This window comes from Bradyrhizobium tropiciagri (assembly GCF_001189845.1).
Classification (GTDB): Bacteria; Pseudomonadota; Alphaproteobacteria; order Rhizobiales; family Xanthobacteraceae; genus Bradyrhizobium; species Bradyrhizobium tropiciagri.
In genome coordinates, this window is the sequence record NZ_LFLZ01000060.1 from 25330 (window position 1) to 47762 (window position 22433).

11 protein-coding genes are annotated in these 22433 nt (G+C 58.6%); 4 read left to right on the top strand and 7 right to left on the bottom strand.

What is annotated here, in order from left to right; genetic code table 11:
* Nucleotides 1-5: 5 nt before the first annotated feature.
* Together AKN84_RS33555 and AKN84_RS33560 are read left to right on the top strand one after the other, a co-directional pair.
* Nucleotides 6-266: a hypothetical protein gene (locus tag AKN84_RS33555; RefSeq protein ID WP_050424750.1), complete on the top strand. Its 261-nt coding sequence runs from the start codon at nt 6-8 to the stop codon at nt 264-266.
* Complete coding sequence (locus AKN84_RS33560) at nt 263-925, top strand: nucleotidyl transferase AbiEii/AbiGii toxin family protein (protein ID WP_244485653.1); 663 nt, start codon at nt 263-265, stop codon at nt 923-925. Before AKN84_RS33555 ends, AKN84_RS33560 begins: the two co-directional genes overlap by 4 nt.
* 56 nt (nt 926-981) lie before the next feature.
* On the opposite strand, the gene AKN84_RS33565 is transcribed toward AKN84_RS33560, so the two are convergent.
* From AKN84_RS33565 to AKN84_RS33595, 7 genes are all read right to left on the bottom strand, one after another.
* A complete protein-coding gene (locus AKN84_RS33565; RefSeq protein ID WP_050424751.1) occupies nt 982-2349 on the bottom strand; it encodes a hypothetical protein in 1368 nt (455 codons plus the stop codon).
* The gene (locus AKN84_RS33570) at nt 2346-8612 is read right to left on the bottom strand and encodes an AAA domain-containing protein (protein ID WP_128971391.1); all 6267 of its coding nucleotides are present in this window, start codon (nt 8610-8612) and stop codon (nt 2346-2348) included. The genes AKN84_RS33565 and AKN84_RS33570 overlap by 4 nt, the downstream gene beginning before the upstream one ends.
* A gap of 6 nt (nt 8613-8618) precedes the next feature.
* A complete protein-coding gene (locus AKN84_RS33575) occupies nt 8619-9272 on the bottom strand; it encodes a 4Fe-4S single cluster domain-containing protein (RefSeq protein ID WP_050424752.1) in 654 nt (217 codons plus the stop codon).
* Nucleotides 9269-11098, bottom strand: coding sequence for an AAA family ATPase (locus AKN84_RS33580; protein WP_050424753.1), 1830 nt, complete (start codon nt 11096-11098; stop codon nt 9269-9271). The genes AKN84_RS33575 and AKN84_RS33580 overlap by 4 nt, the downstream gene beginning before the upstream one ends.
* Nucleotides 11099-11925: 827 nt before the next feature.
* A complete protein-coding gene (locus AKN84_RS33585; RefSeq protein ID WP_128971392.1) occupies nt 11926-12615 on the bottom strand; it encodes a hypothetical protein in 690 nt (229 codons plus the stop codon).
* A 720-nt stretch (nt 12616-13335) separates the two neighbouring features.
* Nucleotides 13336-15012, bottom strand: a complete 1677-nt coding sequence (locus AKN84_RS33590) for a hypothetical protein (protein WP_050424755.1) — start codon at nt 15010-15012, stop codon at nt 13336-13338.
* A gap of 70 nt (nt 15013-15082) precedes the next feature.
* Nucleotides 15083-16390 carry a carbon-nitrogen hydrolase family protein gene (locus AKN84_RS33595; protein WP_050424756.1) on the bottom strand — a complete coding sequence of 436 codons (1308 nt, stop codon included), beginning with the start codon at nt 16388-16390 and terminating at the stop codon, nt 15083-15085.
* Nucleotides 16391-17707: 1317 nt separating this feature from the next.
* Between AKN84_RS33595 and AKN84_RS33600 the strand changes: the two genes are divergently transcribed.
* Together AKN84_RS33600 and AKN84_RS33605 are read left to right on the top strand one after the other, a co-directional pair.
* A complete protein-coding gene (locus tag AKN84_RS33600) occupies nt 17708-20908 on the top strand; it encodes a hypothetical protein (RefSeq protein WP_244485654.1) in 3201 nt (1066 codons plus the stop codon).
* A 108-nt stretch (nt 20909-21016) separates the two neighbouring features.
* Nucleotides 21017-22387, top strand: coding sequence for a hypothetical protein (locus AKN84_RS33605; RefSeq protein ID WP_244485655.1), 1371 nt, complete (start codon nt 21017-21019; stop codon nt 22385-22387).
* Nucleotides 22388-22433: the final 46 nt, after the last annotated feature.

The window sequence follows — 22433 nt, forward strand, 5'->3', positions numbered from 1 at the left end:
CGCAAATGACGATCGCCACGCTAGTTTTGTGCGCTATCAATGCGCCTCACAGCAAACAGCTGGACGCGCAGGCACTCATTTCTTGTCTTAAGAATCCAGCTGCCGCCAAGACTATGCCGGGACACATGTCTGCTTTCTTCGGCGAAGTTGAGCCATCTTTGCAGAAAGAGTTCGCTCATCAGTTCGGCATCAGCGATGCGGAGCTCGTTGCTTCCGCAAAAGCATTTTCCAGCTATTCGGGTGAAGATTACCCGATTGCAGCGTGATAACCGAGAAGACCAGCTCGGATTGGGCGCAGCTATTTCGGATAGCGCTCAACCTAATTGGTCAGGTTAACTCTCACGGAACAGTCATAGACCATTGGACCTTCGGTGGCGGCACCGCGATGATGCTGCAAATTGCACATCGCGAGAGCCACGACGTGGACATCTTCCTTTGCGATCCGCAATTGCTGCCGTTTTTAGATCCGCAGAAGCAGGACTTCAACTTTGAGATACGCCCAAGCGAATACCAGGGTGACGGGAATCGCTTTCTCAAATTGGCGTTCGAAGCTGTTGGCGAGATCGATTTCATCGTTGCCGGTCACAAGACCGCCAATCCCACGATTGAGAGAGAAATTGAAGGTACGAACGTCCTGCTAGAAACGATCCCGGAAATCATCGCCAAAAAGATCATCTTTCGTGGGAGAAGTATCAAACCACGAGATATCTTTGATATCGCTGCAGCAAGCGTCGATCACTCCGCTGACCTGATCCGCGAGCTGGACCCATATCGACAGAACGTGATGGAAACCATCGCTCAGGTCGATAGGCTAAATCCTGAATTTGTGCGCGGAGCAATAGATAGTCTTATCATAATGGAAGGCTATAAAGGAGTTGCCGCAACAGCCCTTGACCGAGCAAAGGAGATACTCAGGTCAGTGTGATCTTCGCGGACATCTGCGAGATCTCTCGCAAGAGAGCAACTGGCTTTTTAAAATAGCTAGCTCGGCCGGTTCACTGGTAAGGACAAATAGTATCTTTCGGAAACCGCCGCCTCGTGGCTTACACCCGGATCGGAGACGATCTTCAGTGGGAATTGACCGACTGGCCTTACGAATTCCATCGCAACGTTGCCGCCTGCTTTAGCGACCAGCGCCTTGAGGCGATCGAACTCGCCGCACCAGATCGTTTCCATGTCGCGGTCACGATTCGCATCGCGAGCTTCGGCCGAGCTGCCGATACCTACGGCGCGCACCTGGAGGAGATCCGATCTCGATCCACCCAAGAGTTCTATTCCGTAGCCAGGATTGGCCGCCTTACGCAGGACGATCTGGCCATTCTGGACCCAGGCGGTCGCCATTCCCTCCGATACCTCATATCCCAGGCTGGCAAGACCTTCGAGCACCGCGCGCCTGCGCTCGGCGGCGGCCATTGCCTTGAATTCTTCCTCGATGAGAAAGTCTGCGCGTTCGACGAGGTCTTGTCCGTTGTTGAGCGTCGGCGAGGCGAGGGACTCCTCGATCTCGGTCAGCATCGCGGCAGCCTCCGCTGACTTCATCACGGAAAGCTCGGCGCGTCGCGCCCGAAGCTCGTCCGCTAGCTGCGCCCTGGCGCGGCCATGCTTCACGGCCGCGGCCAGGTCCAACAGAACGCTATCTGCGATAAGCGATCTTCGAGCCGGCGGCTCGGTTTCCAAGAGCGCGACACGGGCGGAGAATGGGGAGGAATCGATGCCGAGCCCGCGCAACTCGCCGAGAAGTGCATCGACGCGCCCCAGCGCGGGATCCTCCATCTCCTGAGGCTGTCGAGCAATCCAATCCTGCAGAGTGTCACGGCGTTCGCCCGCTCCCAGGCGAGCAGCAAGCTCCCGTTGCCGGTTCGTTGTGGTATCCTGTGACGCCTCGGAAGGAAGCAGCAAGAGCGCCTTTGCCATGGCCGCTTCCAGGCGTTCGGAAGTTGCCACCGAGCCACTGAGCTCGCTTCGAATGTCAGCAGGAATCTCGACCTTCAGGCGTTGCAGCCTCTGTAGCAGCGCCTCGGCTGCGGCTTTGGAACGCCTCAAATCACGGATCGAACGGGCTGCCATTTCGGCAGCCCGTTCGATCCGGCGCTCGGAGTCTGCCTGAAGGAAGCCGATCTCGGCGGCAACCTGCTTCTGAAGTTCAATGAAACGATCGGCCTCGAGCAGGCGACGAAGTTCGTCTCTCCGGGCTACTACCTTGTCGATGTCCTTCTGCTCAATCGTCCCGTTGCGGCTCCCTGCGGACGTCCAGCTTTCGATCGCTGCGTCAAGCCGCGCCAGATTGCGGCGACAGATGGCGACGATTTCGGCTCGGGTAACGATCCTGAATGCTTTGGGTCCACTCATTGCAATCCTCCCCCACCGAGTGCGTGTTCGACAGCTTTCTTGAGTCGTAGGCGTTCGGCGTCTGGAGCATGAGCCCAAGCATACGACGAAACCCTGTGGACGTAAGGGACAGCTCTTCCCAACACGTTGGGACGCCAGATTTCGCGGGCACGCGCTCTTTCCAGCAACCGATGTCGCGGCGCGTCGCATTCCACTCCGATCGCGTAAAGGCCGGTCCGGGGATCGGTTACGGCGAAATCAAGGCTGAATGCGCCGCCATCGCGGGCTCGACTGGGCTTGTAGCCGTTGGCCTCCAGGAAGGCTTCGACTGATCTTGTGAAGCCGTCGTCCTCATAACTTCCAGAATCGTTGTGAGGGCGCTGTTCGCTGACCATGCGGTCCAGAAGCGTCTTTCCGGAATCTGTAAGACCGTCGGAGATCGTCCTGGCATATTCGAGATAGCCTTGCAGATAGTCGCGCGGGATCCTGGGTCCGCTCCGCCTGGTCAATAGATCCGATATCTCCGATACGGGCATGGACGTTACTATGACCACCTTCTCCCTTGCGCGCGTCACGGCGACGTTCAGGCGGCGCTCGCCGCCAGCGTGCCCCAGCGCGCCGAAAGTCTTGCGGAAGACGCCGTGCTCGTTGCGACCAAAGGTCGTGGAGAAAACGATGATGTCACGTTCATCGCCTTGCACATTCTCCACATTCTTGACGAAAAAGCCCATGTCCTCGCCATGCTCGATACGTTCGCGCTCGCGCATCAATGCCTCTCGGAACGCTGCATCGTCTTCGGCCCGCTCTTCCAAAGCATCTTCTATGGCGTCGGCCTGTTTGCGGTTGAACGTGACTACGCCGACGGACGGCGGCGATGGATCCTCCCAAAGCTCGGCTAGATATTGCACGACATCGCTTGCTTCTTTTTGATTCGTCTGGGCCTTGTAAGTGCCGTCGGAGCGCACCACTTCGATCGGCTTGAGCCTGCGGATTATCTCTTGAGGATGGCGAACGGGGACGCTGAGCGTGTTGCCGTAGAACGATGCGTTCGAGAATGAAATCAGCTCTCGATACTTTGAGCGATAGTGCACCTGCAGCGTACGGGTCCTAAGGACGGAGCGGGCGAGTTGGAGCAGGTCGGGACAATCCTTGATCTCTCTGCGATTCCAGGTCTCGGCGAAGGCCTCGCGTTCCTCCTCGCTGGCTCCCTCTTCTGGTTCTTCACCGTCGAATATCGCCGCTTCGTCGTTCTCGACCCTGCTTGCGAAGAAGGAGGTCGGCGGCATCTGCTTTTCGTCGCCGCTGACGACGACGAGCCTGCTTCGGAATAGGGAGGGCAGGGCATATTCAACGGGCATCTGCGAAGCCTCATCGAAGATGACGGTATCGAATAGTCCGGCGCGCGGTTGCAGGACGCGGCTTGCGACATCTGGTGTCATGAGCCAGACCGGTCGGAGCGCGAAAAGGCCGAGTGGAGCGGCGCGATCGATGAATTCGCGCAATCTTAGCGCTCTTGGGCCACGGAGCCTTGTGATCGCATCCCAATCGCCGGTCGGACGCACTGTTGCTGCATCGATCCCTTGGACGAGAAGATCGCGGTTGTATTGCCTGATCTGCGCGTCAGCTTCCGCCAGCGATTTTACCTTCGCATCTAGCTCGTCGGCGTCGAACAAGACGTCAGGATTTGCACCCTCCATTTCGGCCTTCCATGCCAAACGGGCCTCGCGCCCTATGGTGGCGCGAATGCAGGCGTCGAGGTCCTCGGAAGCCACCTCCGCAAGTTCGCTCTCTCTGGACCTGAGCGTTGCGAATATAGCGCGTTCCTTGGCTTCCAGCCGCGAAGATCGAAGGCGATATTCCTGGTAGTTATTGAGCATCGGCAGAGCCTGCACGATTTGGTCAATGGCGCTCGCATTGGAGCGGCCATTCTCGATCGCCGAGCGTCTCGATCCGAGCCACAGTTCGTCAAAATAGGTGTTGAGCCGCTCCAAGGCGGCGCGGCTGTCCTCTCGGGTGTCATGCCTTGTGAGCGCAAGATCAGCCCGCTCAAAGAACGTGCCGAGCTCCTCGGTGGTGCCGGCGGACAACGCTCTATCGAGCTCAAGCCGGCTGGGGCACCGATCGATGAGCGAATTGTGGCCGCCCAGACCATTGAGGAACGAGCCAAGGCGCTCGGCGAAGTCGGCGAGCTTGCCCGGCGACAGATCCAGATTAGGCGCGCGGCCGAACAGGATCGTGAAATATTGCTCGAGTTCGCGCCGTGGCTGGCGTATCGCCAATTCGAGCTCGACCGCATAATACAACGAGCTGATGGCGTCGTTATCTTGCGGGAGCTGCAATAAGGCAAGGAGCTGACGTACACGGCGCGTTCGTAGCCAATGGAGCGGGTTGAGCCATTGAAGGGCGCGTGCCGGCAAGCGGACTTGGCCCGCGAGCTCTTCAGCGGAGCAGAGCTCTTCCTCATCGAAGGCGATGAGTTTGGAGCAAAAATTCGGCTTGTAGGACGGACCGTCGAGCGATGAGAATATTTCTTTGATCGCCGATAGGCCATCGAGAATACGTCGAGCTTCCGATGTCCCATCCTCGACGTTCCGAAACAGCGGCCGCAACCGAGCGAGATTTGCACAGACTGAATCGCTGATCGAGCGGAGCTCTTCCGCTTCGGCAAGCCAGGAACGAAATTCCACGGCATCCGATATTTTCAGGCAATTCGATGTCTCAGCGTCGGTTTGCTCCCGCCGGGCGTCGGCTTGCAAAAAGGCTTGCAGATGCGAGGCGAGGGCGGCGGCGGTTCCTCGGTCAGGATTGAATGGCTTGAGGGCGGATAAGGGATTGTCTTCGAATTTTGACGCCAGCCAGGATCTCGCGAGCGGCCCGCAATTTTCCTCGATCGTCGCCACGTCCGCTGGGTGTAGAGCCAATAGAGAGCGGAGTTCAGGGGCATCGATCGGCTTAGTCCTGCCTTCTTCGATCTCGAGCAGTTCGCCGAGCAATGTTCGATAGGACAGTCCGGTCCGATCATCCACGGAATGAAGCGCGATCTGGCGGCGGTCGAGCTCCATCTCGAGGGCCTCGATGCGCGCGGCCAGGCGATCGCGCTCGCGCTTCCAGGCCGGAGATCCGCCAGCAGACCGGTTGTGCAAAGCCTCCACCTGCGAACGGATTGCGCCGACGATCGGCTCGCGGTCGCGATTGGCGTCGGTAATCATGACGAAACGGTCCGTCAGACGTTCCTTTTCCAAGCGCTTGCGGACCACTTCGAGGGCGGCTTGCTTCTGGCAGATCACGAGAAGCGATTTTCCGGTGCCGATCGCGTCCGCGACCATGTTGACGATGGTCTGGCTCTTGCCGGTTCCGGGAGGCCCTTCGATCACGAGTCCGGGAGCCTGACGTGCTTCGAGCACCGCCGCCTCCTGTGAGGGATCGCTGTCCGCAGTAAAGTAGCGGTCGGCCTCTTTCACCGGAGGGAATGCCGACGATGCCGCCTGCTGTTCATTCAGGCGCAGAGCGGCCTCGAGTGCCGTGGCCGTCGGCGGCAAGCCGCGGAGGGTCTCGAGGTCCTTCATCACCGCTTGGCCCATGAAGGCCAGGTGGAACAGCACGGCTGCTGGCACCAGCTGACGCTCCTGGGCGCCGACCTGGACGTCTTTTCCAGGAAGGGCCGTCAGTTCATTGCCGGCCGGCTCGGCCAATCGGCTGAATGCGTCCATCGCCGCCTGGACCGACAGGCTTGCATGGGTCAGAAGCTCATTGGCAGCCTCTTGCCAACGTCTCGCCTCCGGGATGCCGAGCATGGCTTCGAGCGCCGGGTTGACGAGGACGTGCTCGATCTCTGTGTCCGGGTTTTTCTCGCGTCCGTAGCTTAAGGTGACATGACCGCGGTTTCCGACCTCGGGATTGATGCGGACCGGCCATAGCAGGACCGGGGCGATCCGAGGCCTGGCGTTCGGCCGATGATCGCGCATGATCAGGAACGGAAATCCCATGAACAGGCCATCGATGCCGGTGTCACGCTTGTAAAGCAGCGCGTGGGAATGCAGCGATCGCAACCTTCGCTCAAGGCCATCATCATCGGTGAAAGCTGCCGGATCGAGGTTCACGGTCCGGCTCGTGCGACCAATCAGTTGATCGAGAATCTCAGTCGCCGGCACTCTGGACGTATCGAGCTCGGTGAGGTCGATCCTGGTCGACTTGCCGATCAGCATCCGCGTCAGCGGCCCGCGCAAGACCCCTCCCGAAATCCGCTTGGCGAAGAAGTCGAGGATGGTGGACACGTAGCCTTGCTTTGGAAGCGGTCTCCAGGCGCCCAGTTCCACACAGAGCAGGGCGAGCGCGCGGCCAAGCGGCATGCGTCTGTCGAGGCGAAACTGATCCGCCCATTCGTCGACCTGCTGGATGCCGCATCTGGCAAAGTTCTGAATGCGCTCGTCGATTGCCTGATAGATCTCGCGACGCGGCCGCCCAAGCAGTTGCATCGCTTCCTCGGCCGAAAAGTTGCCAAGCCCTGCTATAGACGCTTCCTTTTCTGCTTCTTCGATGACCTCGGAGGCGGAGCGGAACTGGTTCGACGTCGCGCTGAGCAGGATGATGAGGTCTTCTTCCGCCGAGATGCGGCGCTCGGTGAGGGTGGCGACGCCGGCATGGTCGCTATCGGGCAAGAGCTTTCGCCGTTCCTCCCAGAGAGCGGCCAAGCGGGCCATCGAGGTCGACAGCAGGTGGACGCGCAAAGCATCCTCCTCGACCGCGATTTCCAGTTGCGCCAATCGCTTTCGAACCGCATCCGAGCGGACCTTCAGACGCCAAAGCCAATCGTCCGCATCGATTTTTCGGAGCAGGTCGGGGGCCGGCCCCGTGATCAGAGTGTAACCGTCGCTCGGGTGATCGAGGAGCCAACCCGGCGTGACGATGTTGCCCCTGACGATCAGCGGCATCGAAGGATTGAGCGTCTTCAAAGAGATGGAGAGCTTCAAATCCTCCTGAAGATGTTCGGTCCGCACGATTTGCCGAAGACCTGCCGCAACCGCCGCTTCGAAGCCGGCTTCGGACGCCCAGCTTGCAACGGCGCCTCTGAGGACAAGGGCCTTGGCTTGGTCCCAATTCCCAGCTTCCGCCGCCGCCAATGCGAACATGTTTGCGGAGCGATATTGCTTGCCGCCCAGAGAGATCGAGCTTTGCCCCTCCTTCTCGCCCGCTGCCTCAGCTGCCGGTGCTGATACGCTCTCTCCGCGCAGCGATGCCTGAACTTCCTTCCACTGCCAGCGCTGGCGCCTGTCACGGGCCAGCAGGCCCCGCAGCAAGGTGCTGATCCGCTCGTCCAGGTTTTCGGGCAGCTGTACGCCGTTGGTGAGAACGTGGATCAGAAAGGCCTGCTCATTGATGCCTTCGAAGCAGGCGCCTTGGGTGATCTTCTCCAGCAGGATCATCCCCATGCTCCACCAGTCGGAAGCTGGAGCTACGCCGCCGGCGATCGCCTCGGGCGCCATATAGCGGGTGGTTTCGAGCGGAGACACGATATCGAGATCGAATTCGGACAGCCGTGCCGATCCGAAGCCGCCGACGACAAGGTCAAGCGGCTCTTTTGACCGCACGAAGACGACGGAAGGGCGCAGATCCCTGTGCCGCAATCCGGCTTCGGTGAGCGCATGAACCGCTTTGCCGAGCTCGCCGACTAAAATTTCAAACGACGCCGGATCGGCGGGATCGACGGCAAAATCCGCCAGCGTGCCGCCCTTGAATTCCTCCGCGACCTCGTAGGCGCGCTCTTGCCAACGGCCGGTCGCGAAGAATTCGGGGACGTGATCTCGAGGAAGCTTTACGAGCAGATCATAGATCGCTTGATCCGGCTCCGAACCTACAGCGTAAAGTGTGAGTATTCCACGTTGTCCATCTGAGGCGCGGGTTGCGACGAAGCGCTCGCGAACCGCGCTGGACGAGGCGATCCGATCCTGCAGACGCCAACCGTCGACGACCGTCTCGGTCTCTGGTGGAAGCTCCGGCGTGGGAAGAGGTTCGGCTGGTGAGGGCTGCTCAGCACTTTCGATGATCGGCTCGCCGCAGACGCCGCAAACCAGGTCGCCGGGAGAGCCCTGATGACCATTTCGGCAGGTCGGGTCTTTCGACGGCGACGTCACCTGCGGACTAGGCTTTAGTTTTTTTGTGCCGGGAGCAGTTATATCGACCGCCGACAGGTCCCAGCCGCAGGTTTGTCCATTCACCGTGCCTTCACAGAAGATTTCGGTGACAGGTCGTTCGGTCGTGCAGTTCGGGCAAAGTCTGATCATCATGAAATTCTAAAGAGAAAGGAAACGGGGATCTTCCGAAGTTCCAAGCGTTGATCCGCCATCTTCGAGAATATGTCGTAGCCGCCGGAAGTCGCCGCGCGCAGGAATGCCGGCAAGCCAGAGGTCGCCATGGTCGTCGAACATGATATCGAAGGCGCGGTCTGTTTCGTCGATGCGGCGCTCGAAGTTCGCGAACCGAGCGCGGCCCAAGGCCGTCAGCAGGTGCAGTTCCTGATTGTCGCTGCCACGAAGCGCAAGAGTTTGCGCCTCATTGACTTTGAATGGCCCGGAAACGATCGCGTCGATGAGAGATGGCGATGCCGCAAGCGCACCGCAGATCGCGGTCCATGGGTAGCCGGAAAACACGAGGATGTCCGCATTGGTTCGCGCGCGAAGCTGGACCAGAAGATCGAACAATGCCTCATCTTGGTCAAAAGGCTCGCCACCCGAAATCGTGATCCCGTCGGCTGCCGACAGCCATGGTGAAACAGCCTCGACGACGTCTTCTATGGTGGTCGTTCCCCGTCCCTGCGCCCATGTGTCCATGGAGATGCACCCTGGGCAACGGATCGAGCAGCCTTGGAACCAGATCCCGATCCTGCGGCCAGGCCCCAGGGTCGTGATCGGGAAATGAATGCGAGAAATGTTGATCATCCTGCTCATGAGGACTTCTCGCTGACGAGATCAATCGAGGTCGATGGCCCAGGGCGGACCGCTTCGATCCTGTATCTGTGCCCCGTTTCCGCTCCGCGATCGAACAGAGCCCGCGATAGCGGGTTGATGAGGTGAGATTCGACCTGGTTGCGAATGCCTCGGCCGCCATTGCAAAGATCAGAAAGGCACAGGCCGCGAAGCGCCTCGCGGGCACTTCCGCTCATGGTGACGTCATGGCCCAGCGAGCTGACGTCCTTGAGCAGGTTGTCGACCATTGAATCGAATATCTCGTTTGCGACCTCGGGGCGGATAAAGTCGAAAACGATGACGTTCTCTCCGATCCGGTTCAATATTTCGGGCCGATTGAGGACCTGCTTGAAGTGCCTTTCGATCTCGCCGCGCACCTTGCTGCGTACCGCCTCGAAAGTCTCCTCGGGCGTGACATTGGCAATTCTCTCGCCGGATGGCCCCGGTACGTAGATGCCTAAATTCGAGGTGAAGACAATGAAGGCTTCGGAGAAATAGACCCGATCGCCCCGGCCGGAGGTCAGGACCCCGTCGTCGAGAACCTGCAGAAATTTATCGAGAATTCTCGGATGAGCCTTTTCGATCTCGTCGAACAAGACGACGCTGAAGGGTTTTTCGCGAATGGCGTTGGTGAGCTCGCCGCCGACGTCATATCCGATATAGCCGGGCGGTGCGCCGATCAGCCGCTGGTCGGAATGCTCGGCACTGAACTCGGACATGTCGAAGCGGATATAGGCAGATTCATCGCCGAACAGCAGGCTGGTGATGGTTTTGGCAAGCTCCGTCTTGCCGACGCCCGTCGGTCCGGCAAGAAAGACGACACCTCTTGGCCGGCCACCCCGTGGCGATTGTCCGATCCCGGTCATCGCGCGCTTGACGATATCGAGCATATGCGTGACCGCGTGAGACTGTCCCTTGACGCGGCGTCTGACGAACTCTTCACCCGAAGTGATCTTCTCGCGGTCGATCTTGCGCCAGGGATCCTCAGTCACGCCCACTTTGAAGCGTCGGACCGCATCGGCGATGCGATCAAATGGGACGGCCTCGCTGCGGGCGAGCTGCGCGACCGCGCTCACGTCCAGCAGCAAAAGGCCCTCGGTCTCGTCCACGAACTCTTGCGCGCACTTCTCCAATGACGGCTCTTGTGCGTTCTGCGCGCCCGGCAGACCCCGGACCAAAGAGCGGATCATGCTCCTTCGGGCAGGATGATCCGGTCGTCCGATGGGGATGTGCCTGACCTTGGGGTTTCCAATCAGGAACCAATCCGGCAGATCCCCCTCCTTGTCGACGATCCAGACAACTGTATTGAAGAAAGGCAGCCTTTTCTCGCCCGCCGGACGGGCACGCGCCGCATTGGAGAGGATCAGCGCGCGGGAGAAAAGCTGGTGCTCGGCAGGTGACAACGCGTCGTTTCGCGCAACCAGCCTGGAGGCAAAGTCGACAACCAGGGCGGAGGGTTGTCCGTCAGCTGTGACGTGGCGCTCAAGCGTCGTCGACAGAAGATCGATACCGCCTGCCGCAGCGCCGTTTGTCGGCATCAGACCCAACCGAGAGAGGTAGCTTCCGTCCGCCGGCTCGACATCCCGGAATCCATTCAGAAGATCAAACCAGGCGATCTGCGCATAACCAGCTGTTCTCAAGACATCCGGCAGAACTCTGGACAAGGGCGCTGCGGTCACCTCGCCAGGAGCGATCTCATGCATCTGAAGGTCGCGGGTATTGCCCGAGAGCACGAATTGGCTGCGCAGCGGCAGAAAGCGCAGCAAATCGCGCAGCCATCTGGCTCTTTCCACCGAATTGTCGTGCACCGAAAAAGCCCCCTTTTGCGCGTATCGCGCGACTATACGGCATCTCACTCGCTGATTTCGAGAATAATTCCCAGGAGTCCATAGGGAATTGGGATAAGCCGGTAAGAGGAGATGGACGGAGCGGACGAGATCCCGCGGCTCGCAAATGGGAGCGTCGAAGCGTAGCGTTCGTCAGATGCCTGCGATCTGCCGGGTGATCCAAACGGCTGGCCTGTACCCGGAAAGAAAGCGATTTTAAATGCTGCTGCTGCCGACCTCGAAAATCATTCAATGAGTCTGGCTGCACTGATGCTGACCGCTGTGAGGCAGCATGATTGACGGCGCCGAGCGAGGATCGATTGATCCCGGACTCCGGTGGGATTGGCGAGAGCGCAGATTTCGGCCCAAGACGCAGGTTTTGGAGGCATCGGCTCCAGCACGAACTGATCGCACGAGCGGATCATCTTGAAGTCACCTAGCACGCGCAAATGACCGAAGCGACTATGGCTCCCCGGCGGCAAGACTTCGCGAACGGCAGGCAGCACATCGTTACCCATCAGAAGAGCTGAGGGATCGCGCTGAGGTTGGGCCGAGGGACGCGTCCGCGGCCCGGCGCGTCCAAGTTCGCTTCGACCTGACCTTGAATACGCTTAAACGCTATCCAGGCGATTCATGAAGAGCAAAAAAAGAAGCGCGCCTGCGGGCGTAAGAAGTGTGGCTGCTTGGCATTCTTGCGTCGGACGGAAGGTGTTCGCGGCGGCTCGAACCCCAACCTGCAAGAGGCAAGAGATCAAGAATGAAACAAAAGGCATGGTTGGCTTTCGATCGAACCTGATCAATACAGCGCTTCACGTAAGAGCACGAGCGGCAAATCGCTCGGCACTCTTGGTGAGAGCAGAAAATGTTCCTGGGACGGCCTTGATCGCCTCTTTCAAAGCCTCGTTGATTGCTGTGATCAGTTCGAGATCGTGCGCTTCCGATAGGCTGTGAGCATTGCGGCGGCAGACGTTCGCGATCGAATGCCTTAAGTCTTGCAGCCTGGAAAGCAATTCATCTCGTTTATGCGCAGCTTGGGCGTCGCTTCCTTTTACATTGTTCCATTCCCGATAGGTGGACTCGTAGTCCCGCAACACTTCGTGGACGGCCCTTCCCCAAAAGGAGCCCTTTGGCTCAGCCGATGCCGCAGATACAAGCGCACTGAGCAACTCTCTGATTTTGCGACAGACATCTTCATCAATGCCTGACTTCTCGAGCCTCTTAAGATCCAGCTGCAGATTGACCAGGATGTCCGAACGGAAGAAGTTGATCGCGTATCCTGTGGTGCCGCGATGCAGTCCCGTTTTCGGGGAGCTTGCACGGCGCGATTTCGAATCCTTCATCAAAATGACCTCGCTTTTAATTCGGGGCAGATCATCCTGCCGTGTGCCCACCCGCACTGCAGGTGGACGCATTGCAATGCAACCAAATATCGGTCGGAGCTGCGCCGATGGAAATCGCGAATTGGCTGGCTCGGGATAATTCCGCACGTTGTTGCGCAACGGTGACTCTTTTGTCCGTTTCGTGCAGAAGTGGGGTCGGCCTCTGCGAGAGGGTTGCCGCTCAGTCAGAGGAGGCGTGACAGCCGGCGGTCTTGTGTCCTGCGATGCGGCGGGGCGAGGCTCACCTCGAGCCGAGCGACGTGGCGCGCGTCGGAGCACCATATCGTCAAAGAGTTAGCCAGCAGAGCTGGCAGCAATGCTGTGGAGCGAATGATATGAGGATGCAAGAGCTCGGCTCAGCGATGAACATCAGCATCTGCCGGACCCGGTAGAGCAGGCTGATGAAATTGTTTTCAAGTCGGCCGTAGCCGTCTCATAGCAATGACGCTGCTCGGAACGTACAGATCTGGAAGCTCCCCCCGTCGCGCCGGCGGGGCTTCGGGAGTCAAAGTCAGGGCCTTGCCGCCTCCTTCGAGGAGTTGGAGGCGGCCTATGAGGCCCCCGCGGATTCGGGAGGATGATCATCGCGCTGCGGCCGTCGATGAATACGCGGAAGAGGGGGCCATGCCACCAAGTCCGCCTCAGTGTTCAAGCAGCCTGTTCGGCACAACCGCTCCTGGCGCGGAGAACCAAGACGTTGGCCAAAGCATGTGTGCGGCGAGCGCATCTACAAAATACAACGACTGCCCTGGACCTCCGTATTCTCCGCCAACAACACGATTGAAGGTGTCGTCCGGTAGATTGAAGGCTTGAGCCAATTATCGAGCGCAGCCTCAGCGGCTAATCGACGATTCCCCGAACAGGGCGCCTGCGCGATTTGCTCGCCTTGGCCGGCGGTCCGTACTTTATCTTGCCTCCGTGCGCAGTCCTGTCCTCTATAGGCCAAGAAAACACGATCATGGTGTCAGTTCCCGAACCGGTTTCCCGTACTTCGAAAGCTCCGCCGTTCGTTTCTACAATGGCACGACAATAGCCGAGGCCCAAACTCGTCACCACCTCGAACGGCGTGAGCTGCGCGTGCTCATCGGGGCTTTTGACGCGTACCGTTGTGACCAGTTTGGATCCTTTCAACGCACCACGAAATTCGTATGCGCCATGACGAGTGCCTATGAGGACCATGTGATTGAGAACCGTACGCAGTGGGGATGCCGCACCACGTACTCTCGGAACCTTGCCGAACGATGCGGTCGCATGAATACTCGGATCGAGCTCTCTTGCCGTATTCATGGCTTCTGTCACGACATGGTTCGGGTCAATCCAGCCAGAAGCGAAATTGCCCTCTGTAAAGACAGGGCCCATGAGGTTGCGCACTGCAACCTGCATTGCGCCAAGATCTTTCTCCACCGCGTGCAGTTCGTTCGGTACAATCTGATTCTCCGCGGTGTGTGTCCAGCCGTGGATAGTCTCGCGCACGCGCTGGTTCGACCGCGCGGCAACGCTCATGATCTCGTCTCTGACGTGCGAGTTCGCGGATTGGTAAGCCACCAGGCGATTTTGTATATCTGCCAGCTCGCGTCGAGCCAGCGCCTCCGCCTCCTTTGCTATTTTCAGCGCATGTTCGACTTCGCTCATCGCCTTCATGGCCAAAGATACGTCTGATCCAAGGATACACAGACTGCCATCCGAGGTGACAGTCTCCATGAATTGTATCCAAGTCGCGTCGTCGATCTGCAGCCGCCAAGTATCTTTGGAGGTCAACCGTTCATCGCGCGCCGTCTTCGCAATTGTCATTTTCCAGTCGGCAAGCGACGGGAGGACATGAGGCTCCTTTGAACAGGTCAATCGATAGAACGCGGCATTCGCGCCGACCGGCTCGCCGCTTGCCGTCCAGATCGCCAACGGATAGGGCGCTTGATGCCACCATTCGCGATCTGTCGCTGGATCATTAACGGCGATGTCGAGTTTTCGCGCCACGCGGCGACCGAGGTCAGTCAGCGCGAAGCTTGCTTCCTTTCCCGATGAGGATCGCTCGATCAGCCCCGTTCCCTGCAGGGCACCGGTCACCCTCGAAAGGTTGGACTCTCGAAGGCCGAGAATGCTCATCAGTGCGATGTTGCTGACGGCCTTACCGGCGCCTGCGATGGCGCTCAGAAGCGACTTGGTGTGCTTTCGCTTGAGGACCTCTTCCAATGGTTGGAGCTCAGCAAATCTCGCTGACTGCGAGATCAGGTCGGCAAAGGCGCGCATTCTCTCCGACATCCCGCCGGCATTTCTGCTGGCGGCAAGTGCCGAAGCGTGTCGCACCACCTCAAACCATTGCGAAAGCTCGCCGCCGAAGGAGCGCGAGGTCAGCGTGCGCCACGTGACGTCGCGCAGCACATCATAGACCCGCTCTGTCAAAGAGGGCTCGCTGGTTAGCGCTTTTCGGATCGCGGCGGCCGCTTCGGCCGGCGTCGCATCGCCGCGCCCGATCCGATCGAGCGATATTTCGAAGGCCTTGCGGTCGGTGGCGGACATTAGACCAGCTGAGAAAGGGGGCGTGGAACTCGTTTTGGTACGCTTTACATTGGCTCGCTTTAACGCCAAGTCAACGGTCATGTAACGTTTCGCCGCGGAAAACGCTCCAGGGAGTGTCTGTCAGAAGCTCTTTTGCGGCCCAGCGTGATGAGTTCCCGTCCGGATTCAGGACAAAACCGGCAGCCTGACCCAGTGGCGGATAGGCCTGTTGGACCACAAAACTGCGGGTTTTTCGCTGATTGTCCAAATCCCTCGCGGTCCGGATGTGTCCGTCCATGGTGACCGCGTTGCCGCATGACGGGACGATTGCGAAGTCAACATCGAGCCATCCATAAGGGGTATGATAACACCTATTGCAGAAATCGAGACAGATCCCGAAGCCGAAAAGGGCTTCCTCCAGCACCACGACCACAAGCTCGGTCCCATGCCGAATGTCCTCCACGCGGCCTTCAGCGTCCTTGTAAGCCATGCGCTTCTTGTGCCGAGCAATTTGCACGCCGTGACCGTCGTAGATCGTAGCGATGTTGTATCGCTGGCCGTGCTCCACTTCATGCCAAGAGCCTGCGACCACGATGCCAGGTGCGTCCGGCATTTCACCCTCGGCAAGCCAAGGCTTCTCGACAAGTTGAGTTTCGATGAGACGACGCGATTGCGGGTCAATCATGAGTTCCGGAAACACGGTGGTCAGGCAGAGTTCGGTGTGAGCCGCCTTGCACGCATCGGAAATAATGGTTTCGCCATTAGGGATGTTAACCGCTCTGACGAAGAACCTCGTCGGTGTTTCATCGCAGTCGAAGGTGGGATCAGGAAACAATACGGCGCCGAATGTCGACGACTTCCTGGCCATCCGGTCGGCTTTCACGATCTGAACCGCCGCGCCGTCGACGACAGCTGGGACGAACCGGACACGCAGCAGCCCGCGCTGGTCGAAGTTGCGCATATCCTGGGCAGGGTTCTTTGTGTCCTTCCACGCTAAGCGCCCCATGGGGATGAGATAAGCGCAATGCCCTGCGTGTTCGACGAGCCACCTGGCTGGATCAGTCGGCCTCGAGCCCAGATCCTGTTCGGTGTATTCACGCTCCATGGCGCGAAGACAACCGCCGAGCCGCATCACGATTTCCTCGTAGGTCTCCGTGCCGTCGAACGACAGACCATAGTCCGGCGCTTGCATGTCGAGCGTCGCAGCGAACTCGAGGATCATCGATTCCGGGACAAGCGAGTATAAATGTTTGATCGTGGCCGATGCCTTGGCGAGCGCGGCCCAGACGATGAGCATGGCGTGTCGCAAACCGTCGTCGTCCTCGCTGCGAGGCACAGCTCTCAGATTGGCGGGAATGCTGAAAGCGTTCTCCCGCCACTGCTCGTCGGTGATGTCCAAAGCCGTGACTGCCCGAATATGATTCCGCGTTCTAAAATTCGCCGGGTTGATAGCCGACGCGCAAGCGTCCCGCTAGACTTTTGAGTATACTCTCACAAGGCATCGACGATGATCGATGCAAGGTTTGCTCAAAGACGCAAATGACTGATGCGGCTCTTACTTATTGTTCGGTGGCCCGATGTCCAGATGATTGTCCGAATCGGACAAAACAATGCCGTCGCCGATCGTCAGCGATGTCAGCGTGCGGCGATACGCGGGGCACGCACAGAAAGGTCCGACCAGCGAGGGTATGAAGTGCAGGATCTTTGGGCGCAAAGAGAAAGCCTTGATCGCTGTCTCGCTGGTCAATGCCTGCGTGCTTATGCAGCTACGACCGGGCACTCGGGGCCATGATTCCGGCCGGAATGAAGGATGCATGTCTGATCAAACCAAACCGAACTCATCCTGGACGAGGCATCTAGCTGGCGCGGCTCTTTGTGCGACCGTGCCCTACAAAGGGCGATCTGACGCGCTGCTGCTTTGTTAACGTGCGGCTGTTTCTGGCGGCAAAGTTAACGTGCGGCTGTTTCTGGCAGCAAATGACAGTTGCCGGGGCGGGGCTTGCGTTGTCGGTTCGCAGAATCCTCGACTTGTACCGATCAAACAGCCGGTGTTGATGGGGCACCTTTTTGTTCAAAAGCGAGGTGGTTTGGACCAGGGCGAGGTCATCACGTATGCATCCATGGAGTGGGCCCAATCGCTGGGTAGGGCGAACTGATCGGCCTAAATCGGTGCGAACGCTTGGCGTCAGCGCACGATCATTGATGCTAGGGCCGGTTGAGCGCGTCTGCGGTCTCGTCGCGGGCAAGCTCTTCTCCTCTTGCTCAAAGTCGGCTTCAAGAAGGCCAGGTCTTAAAGCGTCCGAGCCCTCGTCAACGTCATGCCGCATCGATCAATGAACCGATCGATAAAATGCGACCGACGATAGCAGGAAGAAGTGCGGCGGCGCCGTGCGCCTTCTTTGCGTCTCAGTCGAATGAGTGGGGAAAAAGTGCGCAAGTGCGCTGGAGCGAGATGAAAAACATCGAGCGCTCCATTTCGTCTCATCTGCATCGAAAATCTCTTGACCGTCTAGCGGAATATTCGATAAATCGCTCCACTACCGCAGGTTAAGCTTATTGCTTTAAACCCGCTGTCCGATAGCGGATCTATTGTTGCATTGCGTGCGGCGAGCACTCTTGAGCGTTTCGCGTTCGGTGAGCGTTCGGCCGTGTGTTTGGGAGCAAAGCCAATATTTGCTCAGGACTATCTTCTGTAGACAGTATTAGGGAACGAGCGATGACTGTGCGCGAGCAATTGTTCACTTTATTGCGCAACCTGCGATGGATCATCATTCTCTCGGTCGCCATTTCCGTTCTGCTCTACCTGCCAGATCAGATACAGGAGCTCTACCGAATAGGCGCCGACGACATTGGCTGGACAACTGTCAAAGAGTTCATCGCCGTTGGCGTGATCGCGATAACGATTTGGGCGGCTGCGTTTCAGCTCACCGCTGCAACAATAGCTCGCATGCCGCGCGCGACAGGCCGGTTGGCCCTGTATATCAGACTTGCGCCCGTTATCCTCGGCGCATTGCCCATACTGGCTGCGACCGCAGGTCAACTCGGCTCGCGGCCGGCTCAAAAGATCGGTGAGGTCGAGGAAGTCGGAAGCATCTTCCGCATCCAGGCTCAGGCGCTTGCCTTCGAGCGCAACCTGCTGCTCATCCTGGCCCTCGCCATGTTGATTCTGCTAGCCGCATTTGTCGTATTTGCCTGGCGGATGGGAGCGAGAGATCGCGCCACCGAGCTCGCGAGCAGGGCAAACAATGCCTATTTCATCCGCTATAGATTTCTTGCGCTCACGATTGCCGGCATCGCACTATTGACGGCTGGCTTCCTTCTGCTTCCCGATAGGCTTGCGCAATTCGTCGGCTCGTTTGGCGTGATTGCTCTTTTTACGATGTGCGTGGTTGCTCTTTCGACCCACTTTGCGCTGCTGACAATCAGGCTCAATTTTCCGTTTATACCAGTTGTGTTCGGTGGCCTGTTCCTGGTTGCATCCTTATTTGGAAGTGACGATCACGGTCTGCGTACTGTCGATATTGCAGCCGGCCAGCCGGAAGACAAAGGCCGCATTTCTGCGGTCGAGGCATTTCGCGAATGGATTTTGCAAAAGCCGCGGGTCGCCGAGGCCAAGAGGCTTGGCGAATATCCCGTATTCATTGTGGCGGCCCAGGGCGGTGGCATCTATGCGGCCAACAACGCGGCCCGCTTTCTTGCCAGAATGCAGGATCTCTGTCCGGCATTTCGGCAGCATCTCTTTGCGATCAGCGGCGTCTCCGGCGGAAGTGTCGGCTCGGCAATTTTCGCGGCTGCGCTTCATGCCGACAATGCGCCACTAGATGCGATAGCTCCTGACGCCAAGACATGCCCCAAGATCGCAGATTTTCTCGCCGGTGTCGGTCGCGCCGAGGACATCGATGCGTCGGGGCCGGTAGAACAGCGCGTAGCAAGCGTGTTGGAGACGGATTTTCTCTCGCCTTTGGTTGCCGGCTTTCTTTTTACCGACTTCACCCAGCTGTTCTCCCCCTTCGCGATTCCGAGTTTCGATCGCGCGCGCTTTCTGGAATACACGCTGGAAAATGCCACAGACCGAATGCTCAGGAACCAGAAGGGGGCCGGCGCACAGTCCAACCTCCTGAAAGCCGATTTTCAGTCACATTGGGCGCCAGACAACAATATGCCCGCGCTGTTGTTGAATACGACGGACGCCGGGAGCGGCAAGCGCGTTGTGATCTCTCCCTTCGATATCGATCCGCTGCACGCGAAAGACAAGGACCTGTGCATTCTCGCAGCGCTTGATCGCGTCGGCATTGGACCCGATCAAACCGTCACAAGCCATTCCCTCCATATTCCGCTCAGCGCGGCGGCGTTTACCAGCGCGCGCTTTCCATGGGTGACGCCGGCGGCGACGGTTCCTATAAAGAACGACTGCATGACCGCCAATCGACAGGCGCGCCTGGTGGACGGCGGATATGTCGAGAACTCCGGAATCGAGACTGCTCTGGATCTGATCGAGCGGCTCAACAGCATCAAGGGCACCTCTGATGCGCCAAAGTTCCGGATCTATCTTTTGTCGCTGGTGAGTGGTCAGTTCGAAGATCATGGGTCCTTCATGTTCGGTGAGCTCATGGAGCCGGTGCGCGCGCTCCTGAGCACGCGTACCTCGCGGACCTATGTCGCACTCAATCACGCAACCACGATCGATCGCGCGCCGGAAAGCGACCTGGTTGCCAGTGTACAGCGCTTTCCGACATTCGGCCGCACCGAAATAACCGGCTTGTTTTACAGTCTGCCGCTTGGCTGGACCCTATCTCAGCAAACCGAGGATATCATCTCGCTGAGCAGCGGTCGCTTTTGGGATTGCGTGCCAAAGGATGATTTCGATCAATCCCGGACCAAGCAGAGCAATGCTGATTGCCTGCAGGTGAAATTGTTTCATCTCTTGAACGGATCCGTCGCATCCGCCTTTGAAACGCTCCGAGATGCGAAGCTGGCCCAAGCGGCTTACGCCGATGAATTGGGCAAAGAGTACCGGCCCGCTCCAAAGATCAAGCCGCAGCCGCTACTTGCCTGTTACGAGAGGAAGTGGTTGCAGGAGCGCGGCTATCAGAAGTACCGCGACCAAGTTGCCGCCTATGAGCACCAGCTCGCGGTATCGATCAAAGACCATTCGCCGCCTCCGGCGCCCCTGCCGCCATATCGGAAGAGCTATATGGCGTATTTTCAGGCCGAGCAGGTCAAGGCATTGTTGCAGGAATGGGATCGCGTCGCTGAGACCGATCCGCGGATCCTTGCCTATATACTGGGAGCAATCTCCTACGACAGCGCTGATTTTACCCGCAGCAGCGAGAATTTCTCTTACAGCGCGGTCTCGCAATTGCCACGCAAATGGCGCGACCGGATCGCCAAAAACAACGCCGATCTGGTGGCGGCGAGCAAGCCGCCGATCGCGATCGAGACATTGCTCAATCATCCCAAGGAATTGGCGAATTTTGTTCTTGGTTACGAGGGCAACCCGTTCGGAAACCAGGCGGGCACGGACGATGGTTGGCTGTTTCGTCCACGAGGAATGTATCAACTGGTGGGTCGGGAGCAGTATCAGGAAGCACAGAACCAAATACAAGATATCGGCGATCTGGAGGGGCTTGATCTCCTCGCGCTCCCCGACGCACTTCGTGATGCCAAGATCTCAGCCAAGGTGGCTTTTGCCCATTTTCGTCTTCATCCCTATCAGAATGGAACATTGTTTGAGCTGCTCAAGGATCCGTCGAAGGACTGGATCGCCGTGCGCGCCCTGCAAACAGACATGGACCATGGCCCGCTTGATCGGGAGCGTGTCAATGCAAGAAGTGAGATGTTTTTCAACTGCATAGATGAGGCTTTGCATCCTACTCAACTCAAGACGTTGCAAAGCAAGTTTTACGGTAGCGAGTGAGCGTCCTTTATCCGCGGCTGCGCGGCAAAATTTGCAGGATATCTCGCTGAAGACGGTTGTATCTCGATCAGACGTTCGAGTTTTCAATCTTACAAGGGAATGCCGACGATGGCGAAAGGTGAAATCCGCCGCTCGATGCTTGGGTGGGTCCTTACAAATCTGCTCGCAGCGGGACTGATCTTGGGCGGTGCTTTGGGACCAGCAACAGCAGAGGGCCAGACGCCATCGAAGCCACTTTCGGCCAACGACGTGTCCATCCTGTTTCCGCCCCCCAAGTCGCCTGCAGACCTCGTCAATTTGATTGCGGTTTCCGACCTTGCCGGTCCCGCTGGGGACGCGCACCGGCTGTTGTCAGATGATGATTTCGCGCGCTTTGTCGCAAACGCCGAAAATCCCGAGCGCGAAGGCGTGCCGGACTCCGGCGCGCGCCACATCCATCTGCCGGATGCCGTCAAAAGGATTAATGCCTGGTTCGTTGCGGGTATCCGGATCGATCCGGGAGCACCGGGCCTATCTCCAGACGTCGTCGCCCAGTTTGGACGGCAGCCGCAAATCCGGCTGATCATTCAACCCGTGACCAATGGCCCTGACGGATTCAAGGTCCATGACACTGCCGGCCACCTGATCTTCAGCTTCAACCTCGATCCCGATCCGCCGCTCGAAGGGTGCGCGCCATTCCCGCGATTCAAGCCTGACGACGCAACTTTCAAGGCGATTATTCGGGACGTTGCGGCTCTGCGCGATCAACTTGCCGCTGGAAAGTTCGGCACTGTCAAGATCTCGACTGTCGGCGACATGAATGTGCACCCCGGGCTGGTCGGTTCATCTGCAAAGCCGTTTCGTGATGCGGTTAAAGCTTTGCTTGAAAAGCATCTCTCGCCGCAGCGCCTCAACACCATGGCTGTCATGGGCATTTCACCGCCCGAGCCCTGGGTGTTCGTTTCGATGCTAAGGGTGCCGCAGGCCGGGCTGATACCCGTGCCGGGTCCGACGCTCGATGGCCTACATGCCGCGCAGATGTTCAGTATCGTCGGCGACACGCATGTGGTCCCGCGGCCGGTCACGAATAACCAAAATCCAGTGACCTGCCGCCACGCGGCGCTGCAGAATCCTCCCTTGCCGATCTCGAACCGTAAGGGCGTCTCCACGGCCGATTTCATCGATGGCAACGTTCCCAATAGCCGCGTGCTCGAGATCGTCAACATCGTTGCGGATACGAAGAAGAGCCATTTCTTCAATACGGATTGCGTGAGCTGTCATACCGAGACGGCACAGCCCCTCAAAAGGAACGTGCAAGGCTTCACGGTGCCCGGTGTGAACCGAGCGGTTCTCCCGAAAGAAGACTGGAATGTTCGTAATTTCGGTTGGTTTCCCTCGTTCTTGCATGGTGGCCCTGCGGCCGCGACCATCACGCGACGCGCAGCAGCCGAGACCGCCGACGTCGTCTCCTTCATCAATAGCCAATTGCTGAACAAGTAAGGGCCGCCGTCGTCCGGCGCGCTCGCAGAGCGACGCGCGTTATTTG